9 protein-coding genes, 1 tRNA gene and 1 pseudogene are annotated in these 8,563 nt (G+C 65.2%); 5 read left to right on the top strand and 6 right to left on the bottom strand.

The window, feature by feature from the left end; all coding sequences use genetic code 11:
• Positions 1 to 37 precede the first annotated feature (37 nt).
• Positions 38 to 931 (top strand): metal-dependent hydrolase, encoded by an 894-nt coding sequence (locus tag K353_RS31520; protein ID WP_111556908.1) that lies wholly within the window; start codon positions 38 to 40, stop codon positions 929 to 931.
• 67 nt (positions 932 to 998) lie between these two features.
• Here the strand turns inward: K353_RS31520 and dcd are convergent, their stop codons facing one another.
• Positions 999 to 1,574, bottom strand: a complete 576-nt coding sequence (gene dcd, locus K353_RS31525; RefSeq protein ID WP_111556909.1) for a dCTP deaminase — start codon at positions 1,572 to 1,574, stop codon at positions 999 to 1,001.
• Between the two features lie 71 nt (positions 1,575 to 1,645).
• Positions 1,646 to 1,867, bottom strand: coding sequence for a hypothetical protein (locus tag K353_RS31530; protein ID WP_100837305.1), 222 nt, complete (start codon positions 1,865 to 1,867; stop codon positions 1,646 to 1,648).
• Between the two features lie 157 nt (positions 1,868 to 2,024).
• Here K353_RS31530 and K353_RS31535 point away from each other — a divergent pair.
• Together K353_RS31535 and K353_RS36290 are read left to right on the top strand one after the other, a co-directional pair.
• Positions 2,025 to 2,098: transfer RNA gene (locus tag K353_RS31535), tRNA-Gly, on the top strand.
• A gap of 712 nt (positions 2,099 to 2,810) precedes the next feature.
• Positions 2,811 to 2,855 (top strand): annotated as a pseudogene (locus tag K353_RS36290) (hypothetical protein); the annotation flags it as partial.
• A 30-nt stretch (positions 2,856 to 2,885) separates the two neighbouring features.
• Here K353_RS36290 and K353_RS36295 read toward each other — a convergent pair.
• Positions 2,886 to 3,305 (bottom strand): hypothetical protein, encoded by a 420-nt coding sequence (locus tag K353_RS36295; protein ID WP_233533955.1) that lies wholly within the window; start codon positions 3,303 to 3,305, stop codon positions 2,886 to 2,888.
• Here K353_RS36295 and K353_RS36300 point away from each other — a divergent pair.
• A complete protein-coding gene (locus tag K353_RS36300) occupies positions 3,210 to 4,532 on the top strand; it encodes a transposase (protein WP_233533954.1) in 1,323 nt (440 codons plus the stop codon). The two genes, K353_RS36295 and K353_RS36300, sit on opposite strands and share 96 nt — an antisense overlap.
• Here K353_RS36300 and K353_RS31545 read toward each other — a convergent pair.
• From K353_RS31545 to K353_RS31555, 3 genes are read right to left on the bottom strand one after another with little or no spacing between them, the layout of a single operon-like run.
• Positions 4,529 to 6,001 (bottom strand): hypothetical protein, encoded by a 1,473-nt coding sequence (locus K353_RS31545; protein ID WP_111556910.1) that lies wholly within the window; start codon positions 5,999 to 6,001, stop codon positions 4,529 to 4,531. The genes K353_RS36300 and K353_RS31545 overlap by 4 nt on opposite strands.
• Positions 5,998 to 7,362: a KGGVGR-motif variant AAA ATPase gene (locus tag K353_RS31550; protein WP_111556911.1), complete on the bottom strand. Its 1,365-nt coding sequence runs from the start codon at positions 7,360 to 7,362 to the stop codon at positions 5,998 to 6,000. The genes K353_RS31545 and K353_RS31550 overlap by 4 nt, the downstream gene beginning before the upstream one ends.
• Positions 7,362 to 7,856 (bottom strand): hypothetical protein, encoded by a 495-nt coding sequence (locus K353_RS31555; protein ID WP_111556912.1) that lies wholly within the window; start codon positions 7,854 to 7,856, stop codon positions 7,362 to 7,364. Before K353_RS31555 ends, K353_RS31550 begins: the two co-directional genes overlap by 1 nt.
• A 158-nt stretch (positions 7,857 to 8,014) precedes the next feature.
• Here K353_RS31555 and K353_RS31560 point away from each other — a divergent pair.
• Positions 8,015 to 8,563 (top strand): transposase family protein (locus K353_RS31560; RefSeq protein WP_111556797.1); only part of this gene is annotated, 549 nt, incomplete at its 3' end.

Consider the following 8,563-nt stretch of genomic DNA (forward strand, 5'->3'; position numbering starts at 1 on the left):
GTTCGACCCACCCTCGCACCCCGTCCGGAGCCCGCGCATGAGCCTGCCCACCACCCACGTCAGCTTTCCGGCCGGGGAGGTGACCGGCGAGTCACCGGTCCTCGCCGTGCACGCCCTGCCGGACGGCCGCACCGCGGTGGTCACCGCGACGACCCCGTTCCACCCCGTCGACCACACCTGGCCCGACCAGCCCGCCGACCACGGCACCCTCACCCTCGACGGCACCGCCCACCCCGTCGTCGACTGCCTCACCGGCGCGGCCGGGCCCGCGGGCGAGTTCGCGGTCGGCGCCGACATCCCGGTCCGGCGCGGCGACGAGGACTGGTCCTGGCTGGTGCTGCACGTGCTCCCCGCCGACGCGCTCGGACCCGAGGCCGTCGGACGCACCGCCCACCTCGCCGTCGACGCCGGACGCCGCGCCGCGCTCTCCGCCGCGCACACCGGCTGCCACCTGCTCGCCCTCGCCCTGAACGCCGCCCTCGCCCCGCGCTGGCGCAAGGACCCCGGCCGCACCGACGCCCTCGGCCACCCCGACTTCGACAGCCTCGCCATGGACAGCTCGGTGATGGACACCACCGCCAGCACCGACACCTACCGGATCGGCAAGTCGCTGAAGAAGAAGGGCTTCACCGTCGACGCCACCGACACCCTCCCGGCCCTCGCCGACGCCCTCCCCGCCCTCACCGCGGACGTCAACGCCCGGCTCGCCGCCTGGGTCGCCGCCGACGCCCCCGTCGGCATCGACACCCCCGGCCCCGAACTCACCGCCCGCCGCCGCTGGCACACCGAACTCCCCGAGGGCCCCGCCGCCATCGCCTGCGGCGGCACCCACCTGCACCGCCTCGGCCAGCTCACCGGCCTGCGCACCGCACTCACCCTCACCGCGGACGGCGCCGAACTCGTCGCCGTCACCACCCCCGTCCGCGCCTGACGCCCGCCCCCGCACACGCCGAGGGCCGGCCCCGTCCGTCGGGGCCGGCCCTCGTTCGCACGTCCGTTCAGATCCGGGTGCGGTGGAAGTTCAGGTAGGAGCGGGACGGCGTCGGGCCGCGCTGCCCCTGGTACCGCGAGCCGTAGCGCTCCGAGCCGTACGGGTGCTCGGCCGGCGAGGAGAGCCGGAACAGGCACAGCTGCCCGATCTTCATCCCCGGGTACAGCTTGATCGGCAGCGTCGCCACGTTCGACAGCTCCAGCGTCACGTGCCCGCTGAACCCCGGGTCGATGAACCCCGCCGTCGAGTGCGTCAGCAGCCCCAGCCGTCCCAGGCTCGACTTCCCCTCCAGCCGCGAGGCCACGTCGTCCGGCAGCGTGATCACCTCGAAGGTGGACGCCAGCACGAACTCGCCCGGGTGCAGGATGAACGCGTCGTCCCCGTCCGGCTCGACCAGCCGCGTCAGGTCCGGCTGCTCCTCCGAAGGGTCGATGTGCGGGTAGCGGTGGTTCTCGAAGACCCGGAAGAACCGGTCCAGTCGAACGTCGATGCTCGACGGCTGGACCATCGACGACTCGAACGGGTCGATCACGACCCGCCCCTTGTCGATCTCGGCACGGATGTCGTTGTCGGAGAGCAGCACGCCCCCGAGCGTACGTGCCACGGGGCGGGCGCCCCAAAAGCGCCCGCCCCGTGGACCGCTCCGGCCGCCCGCTACGACAGCGACTCCACCGCCACCAGCCGCAGCCCGCGCGCCAGTTCGTCCGCCGACAGCTCCGACACGTCCGCCGGCACCGAACTCCGCAACCGCCCGCACCCGGGACACCGCAACAACCGCCCCGGCCCCAGCCGCCCCGCCTGCAGATGCTGCATCGGAAACGCCGCCGTACTGAACACGTGCCCCTCGACACAACGAACCACGGTGCGCTGCTCCATCGGTCCCCTTCCCACACTCTCCGCCGACAGCGTCACATTAGGGGATCTACCGGACACCACCCACCCAGGCTCGCCGCCACCGGAACCCTGTGCTCACCGCCCCGCACCATGGGGTACAGTGGTCCTTGATCGGGCCGTCACTGACGGACCGTCAGCTGCGGGTGTAGTTTAATGGTAGAACATGAGCTTCCCAAGCTTAGAGCGCGAGTTCGATTCTCGTCACCCGCTCCATGAGAAAGCCCCAGGTCAGCGGCCTGGGGCTTTCTGGTTGTCTAGACCAATTCGGGGTTTTAGGCTATGAGCTTGGATTTCTCGACATTTCTTGGAGATCTAGCGGGAGTCCCGCTGTCAGGTTCGCCGGATCGGATTCGTGCGGGCTGTCGGGTCGGAATCTGTGGCCACCTCAGGTAGTGCTCCTGGAGCGGGTCTTGGCTTCGTTTGCCCATGAGTGACCGGGTTCTTCTGGTGGATAAGTTCCTTCGTGAGAGGCGGATCCGCCCGTTGGTGGGTGGGGCGGGCGAAGCCTGGTCGTAGTTGCGCACGAGTAGCGCACGAGTAGTCCAGAGGGCCGGCCAACAGTGGCAGATTCCGCGTCGTTTCGCCTCCGTGGCGCGTCCTGAGCTATGAGCTTTTCGGGCTCCGAGCTTGGCTCTGTCGGGAATTTTGGTGTTTGACTGCAAGTGATCATGGTGATGCGCCAGTCTCGCGGGTGCACGATGCTCGCGAGAGTCCCAAGGAGCGCGAGATGTCGGTCCGTCCCCGTTCGGGCGCCGAGGTCTCGGAGTCGACGGCGAGGACAGCCAGGGCCAGCAACCCCCGTGGCACAACAGCGATGTGGGTGCGCGACCGTCTCGACGGCTTATGACGGGACGAGGACTTCGCCGACTGATACCTGCGCGACGGTCGACCAGGCCTCTCCCCGGCCCAGTTGGCCACGGTGAGCGTGCTGCAGTTCCTACTTGGCCTGTCCGACCGCGACGCCGCCGAGGCCATGCGCCGCCGCATCGACTTCAAGTACTCACTCGGCCTCGAACTCGACGACCCAGGCTTCCGGCTTCCACCACAGCGTGCTGACCGACTTCCGCGACCACCTGCTGCGGGACGGCCAGGCGGACCGCCTCCTCGATCTCACCCTGGTCCGTTGAAAGAGGACGGCCTGGTCCGCGAACGCACCACCCAGCGCACCGACTCCACCCACATCCTGGCTGCCGTCCGCGACCTGACACGCCTCGAACTGGTCACCGAGGTAGTGTGCGCGGCCCTGGAGGAAATCGCCCGCACCGCCGACCATGCACTGGACGGCCTGGTCGGAGAGGACTGGGGCCGCCGCTACGGCCGTCCGGTGCGCCTGGGCAAGAACCCCACCCGGCCCAAGATCCGGATCAACACCACCGGTGAAGATGCCCGCCGCCCACTCGAACACCTCAGCCGCGACCACCTGTCCCTGCTCGGCAGGCCCTCAAGTCCAGGCCCTGCGGCAGATCCTGGTGCAGGACTACCACGGGGACCCCGCCGGTCGTTTCCGCTGGCGCGACGAGGACGACGGCAGCGGCCTGCCGCCCTCGGCAAGCCGGATCGTCTCGCCCTACGACCCGAGGGCCCGCTACGCGCGCTGCGGACAGGTCACCCGCTGGACCGGATTCCTCGCCCATGCGGCCGAGACCTGCTCGGGCGAGGAACCCAACGTGGCCACCGATGTGGCGACCACGCCGGCCACCAGCGCCGACACCGAGGTCCTGCCCGGCGTCCACACCCGGTTCGAACGCCGCGGGCTGCTACCCGACCAGCACTTGGTCGACGCCGGCTACATCTCTCTGCCCACCTGGAACAGGCCGAACGCCGACACCGGATCGCCCTCGTCGGACCGCTGCCGGGCAATCCCACCCGCCAGCACCGCCGCAGCGAGGGCTTCGCCCGCGACGACTTCCGGACCGACTTCGACTGCAAGAAGGTCACCTGCCCACAGGGACAGACCAGCGCCGGCTGGCATGGCCCCTACCCGACCTCCTCACCGACCACAGCCCCGCTGATCGTCGCCCGCTTCGCCAAGAGCCAGTGCCAGCCCTGCCCGGCACGTGCCAAGTGCACCAGCTCCCGCGACGCTCACCGCACCGTCGGCTTCCCTCCGCGCGAACTGCTCGAACTGCAACTGCGCAACCGCGTCGACCAGCAGGACCCGGCCTGGCACAAGCGATACGCGGTCCTGTCCGGCATCGGGGGCACCATCTGCGAGTTCGCCCACGACCACGGCATGCGCCACTGCCGCTACCGCGGGCAGGCCAAGGCCCATCTGCAGCACGTGCTGACCGCAATCGCCGTCAACATCGAACGCCTCAGTAAGAGCAGGCCCCCGACGAAAGCCCACGCCCACGACTGCCGACAACCCTCCAGGACCACCTCGACCAACACGGCATCCCACGCCCACGCTCCTGGCGAGCCGTCAGCTGAAAGGACAACGGCCAAGATCCCCGACAGAGTCAAGCTGAGGGCGGAGGCTGAGAACGGCGAAGTTCCGGACCGCAGGTGCGGTCCGGACCTTCGATCAAGACTGCGACCAGGGCAGTGCAGGCAGGGGTCGGAGCCCAATGCCCCGGTAATCTTTCCTGTAAGAGTCCCATGCTCATTCTGGAAAGATTTGGGGCGGGGTGGTTTTTGGCAGGGTTAAATTTGAACCATAGGGACGCCGCCTTTGCGGCCAATGGAGAAAGCGATTCGATAGACATCTGGAAGATCGATCCGGCCATCTTTGCGTCGACGCATCACGCCTAGTGTGATTAGTTCGTCGATCAGGCGTTGCGGATCATCTGCATACCGTGGACCGGTACGAATTTTGTCGGTGCTTTTGATCGACTCCGCGCGGTCTACCTCGCGATGAAGTCGTTCGGTGAGGCGGTATTCTGCCCAGAGATCCAGCACCAGGGAAGGGTCAATGGGGACCTGCTGGCCTCTCAGCGGCTCTACGGCAGTATTCACCCAGGGGATATCCTCGCGCATTTCAGTAACGCGGACCTGTGATGCGGATTGGACCCCGCGTCGAATTCCCTCATGATTCAGGGCGTACTCGTGGCCGGCGTAGTTGTCGCGAGTTTCCTCGACTGCCTTCACTAGGGCATTGAGAAAGCTTCGTGGACTAACCTGCTCGACGCCGTCCATTAGGTGGTTTGGTAGCCATGTGTAGGTGATCCCCTTTCGATAGTTGGCTCCCATGTAGGGGCCGGCGATCGCGCTGAAGGTATCCGCTTGAATGGATTCATCGCCGCGCAGAGTGGATGGCGGTAGGTGTCGCCCCTCAACGTGCTCTGTCCAATCTCCGGTCAACTCGCGAAACCTGGCGGACTCCTGGCTTCTGTCGTTACCAAGGTAGTGGAAGAAGAGTCCGTAAAGATTTGTTCGCGACCATTGAAGGCTGGCCGCATTGGCCGTGAGTTTCGAGGCGTCAGGAAAGTTGAGGAGGGCTCCATCGAACATGTCGGGACGAATGAATACCTTGAATCGGATACTCTTGGTACGCAGTCGCATCTCAAGAGCCAGTTGGAGGATTCCGGCCACGAGTCGGTCTGCCTGGGCGCGATCCCAGTGCAAGTGTTCCAGGGCGTCGAAAAGGATCAGTACAGTGGTGCGTTTTTCTGTGGCTTGCCGATCCGCTTGCGCAATGGCATGGTCCCGCTCGCTCGGGTGGGAGCGCACCCATTGGACACGCTCCTCCCATCTCTGATGAGAGTGGGCAGTCAGCTCTGGTAGGCCCAGTGCTGTCAGCAGTACTGCGTTCCATAGATCGTAGGGGCGCACGTTCTGTTCAACGATGCTGCTCATCTCGCCGGGAGACGGATACAGCTCCGGTGCCGTGCCGGCCCCGTATCCCTGGTGGACTGTCAGGTTTCGAAGTCGCTCAATTCGGTACTCGTTGGCAGCGACAGTACGTAGATCCTCGTCTAGCAGTGAGCGGTACCAGAAAGTCTTGCCGACACCACGTCCACCGCGTACCACCGTGGCGTCGACATGCAGTGCTGCGCGGTGGCTATCTGGTGTGAACAGCGATGATAGCGAGGGCTCGACGGTGTCGGCGTCCTGTGCCGATGGCAGCGCCGAACTCATCAGGTCTCGGTATTCACCGACAGTGAGTTCGGTCGTCATGAGGATCCCTCGGGAAAGATCAGGTGGGTGGTGGTCTTCAAAAACTCATCATACGCGGTTTGGATGTATCCCCTGCTCGGCCAATCGGGTGTTGCGATTGAGTCGAGACCGATGAGGTCCAAGGAGAAGAGGATGGGGATGGGTGAGTGCGGGGCCGAGTCGTCCTCTGGGCTGGGGTTGAATGCCTCATTGGGGAGGGGTGAGGAGCCGTCGGTGACCTCGTTGTCGTAGAGCACGGAGAAGCAGGACCAAGAATGGTCACGGAATTCCTCAAGGTAAGAGTCCTTGGGGCGCGACGGAGTATCTGGGACCATCGATGCGACCATGTGTAGCCGCTCTCGAACAGTAGGGGCTTGGCCTGAGTCTCGCCAGGCAGTGAAAAGGTCGCTGTATCCAGCCCAGGTATGGGCGTTGTCGGCGCCGAAAAGCAGGGCGACATCACAAAGTCGAGAGATTGCGACAGCTGCGATGTCGTGAATGCCTGCACGGCTGTCCAATAGCACAACCTCTGGCGCTCCAACGGCCTCTGTCATTGCCAACTCACAGGCCGTGATCGCTTCGGCTAGACGGTTTGCGAAGTCAGTATCGTCCTCGGTGGGGGAGTCTGTGTAGATTCGGTTCAGCTTTTCCACGTAAGAATACGGGGTGCCAGGAATGCCTCGGCCTCGAGCGGGCGCGACCCACAGCTCACCTCGGGTAGGCGTGTAATGGGATGCTGGAGCCACCAGATCCAACCCGTTAGCGTTACCCAGAGCCGACTCAACGAGTTGGTCTACCAAGCCAAACTGGGGAGTCTCCTCCATGGTGAGCAATAGAGGGCCAGATCCAGGTGACTCCAGGTCAAGGTCGACGACGAGCACGCGCTTTCCGGAGTCTGCCAGGTGTCGGGCCAGAACGGCTGTCGCGGTGGAGCGTCCAACGCCGCCTTTGAAGCCATAAAGGGTCACTTTTGGAACACGTTCAATGCTTGGCTCGGGCACCTCGGACACCCGTGTCCAGTCCTCGCCCACGACTGTGTTTTCCAGCCACCGAATGTTCCCCTGGCTAGCTGTGGGTACGTAGGTGATCTCATTGAGGACACGAGAGGAATCGAACAAAGCGGTGGCCTGGAATAGTGTGGATCCGAGCGCGATTCCTTGGCCCGATACGTAGGGGCCGAGTGCCTGTTTGAGGCTTTCACCCCAGGCGAGCAGTGAATCTTCGTCTGGAGCTTGCTCGCGGTCGTCGATGAGCAGAGTGATCCGGCCGAGAAGGTCTCGAACAATTAGCACGTCGATACCGGTCGCTGCGACCTCCCTGGCGGTAACAAGGGCCAAACCGCGTACGTGGTCGAAGCGGATCGGTTCAGAAGAGAGGTTCATCAGAGAGCTCCAGCAATCAGGGCGTGGTCATGCAGACGAAGGATCTGCTCGGCGGCCGTACGGTGACCGGACACATCGTTCTCTGTGACAGCGGTCCCGTCGAGGTAGCGGTGGTCGACTGACCAGTTGGCGAAGGGGTTGTTAGCTAGCAGCACTGCGCTCAGTCTGCCGCCCTGTCGGCCCTGGAGGTGCAGTGCCACGGCGGTCCATAGCGTTGGTAGGTGGGAAAGCTCCTTCACCGTGCCACTAGCGTCGAGGATCCATGGAGCCTTCGCTGCCCTCCCATTTGGCTTCGGGCTCAGTGACGCTCCGGCGTACCGCATCAACAGACTCTTCAGGGCGCACTCCACAGCGAACCCGAAGTGGTAGTCCGCGTTGGCCAGTCGCTTGATGGAGTGTAGGTGGATGGCATCGTCGTAATGACGCTTGGCAGCCTTCGCGTACTGCGTCTCATCTTGGACAGGCTGGGAGGGCTGGGTTGGTGTCTGCGGCACGTCAGGATCCTAGTAGTGCGAAAGCAGCCAATGAGCCTTTTCAGGGCGGCCACCGAACGGGTGATGGTCGAGCGGTGGGGATGAGGGCAGAACGAACGAGGCTCCCGGGCTGTTGAGCGAGATGTCTTACGTCTCAAGCAGCCAGCCAGGAAGCCTCGTTGGTCACTTATCCTGCCGCACTGGACCTGCCGCACGCGCTCGTCGAGTGGGTCACCATGCTCATGGTCACCCGCGAGGGTGACCGCCGCTGCAAACTCCCTCCCTCGCAACGCGCCTTGGTCGCGCTGGTGTACCTGCGCAGGCACGACACCCTCGCGCAGATCGCGGCCGGCTTCCGGACCAGCGTCGGCACCGCCCACGCCTATGTCCACCAGGTCACTGACCTGCTGGCCCGGAAGGCGCCCGGCCTGACCCGGGCCCTGCGCGACGCCGATGTGGAGTACGTCCTGGTCAATGGCACCCCCGCCGAGTGCCACTGCGTCGGCGACGGCCGCGCCGACTACTTGGGAAAGCACCGCCGCCACGGCGTGGACCACCAGGTCATCACCGGTCCGACAGGCAAACTCGTGTGGATCTCCCGCGTCCTGCCCGGCCGCACCCACGACCTGACCGCCGCCCGTACTCACCGCATCGTGAAGACATGCGTCCGACTCCGCATCCCAGCCCTGGCCGACATGGCGTACACCGGCGCCGGCGGCACCTTCGCC

It is taken from the genome of Kitasatospora sp. SolWspMP-SS2h (genome assembly GCF_003259315.1).
Taxonomy (GTDB): Bacteria; Actinomycetota; Actinomycetes; order Streptomycetales; family Streptomycetaceae; genus Kitasatospora; species Kitasatospora fiedleri.

What these genes read in the sequence shown, in the direction of transcription:
- K353_RS31520 (WP_111556908.1), top strand. Translation starts at nt 38, where the DNA reads ATGAGCCTGCCCACCACCCACGTCAGCTTTCCGGCCGGGGAGGTGACC.
- K353_RS31530 (WP_100837305.1), bottom strand. Translation starts at nt 1,867, where the DNA reads ATGGAGCAGCGCACCGTGGTTCGTTGTGTCGAGGGGCACGTGTTCAGT.
- K353_RS31545 (WP_111556910.1), bottom strand. Translation starts at nt 6,001, where the DNA reads ATGACGACCGAACTCACTGTCGGTGAATACCGAGACCTGATGAGTTCG.
- K353_RS31550 (WP_111556911.1), bottom strand. Translation starts at nt 7,362, where the DNA reads ATGAACCTCTCTTCTGAACCGATCCGCTTCGACCACGTACGCGGTTTG.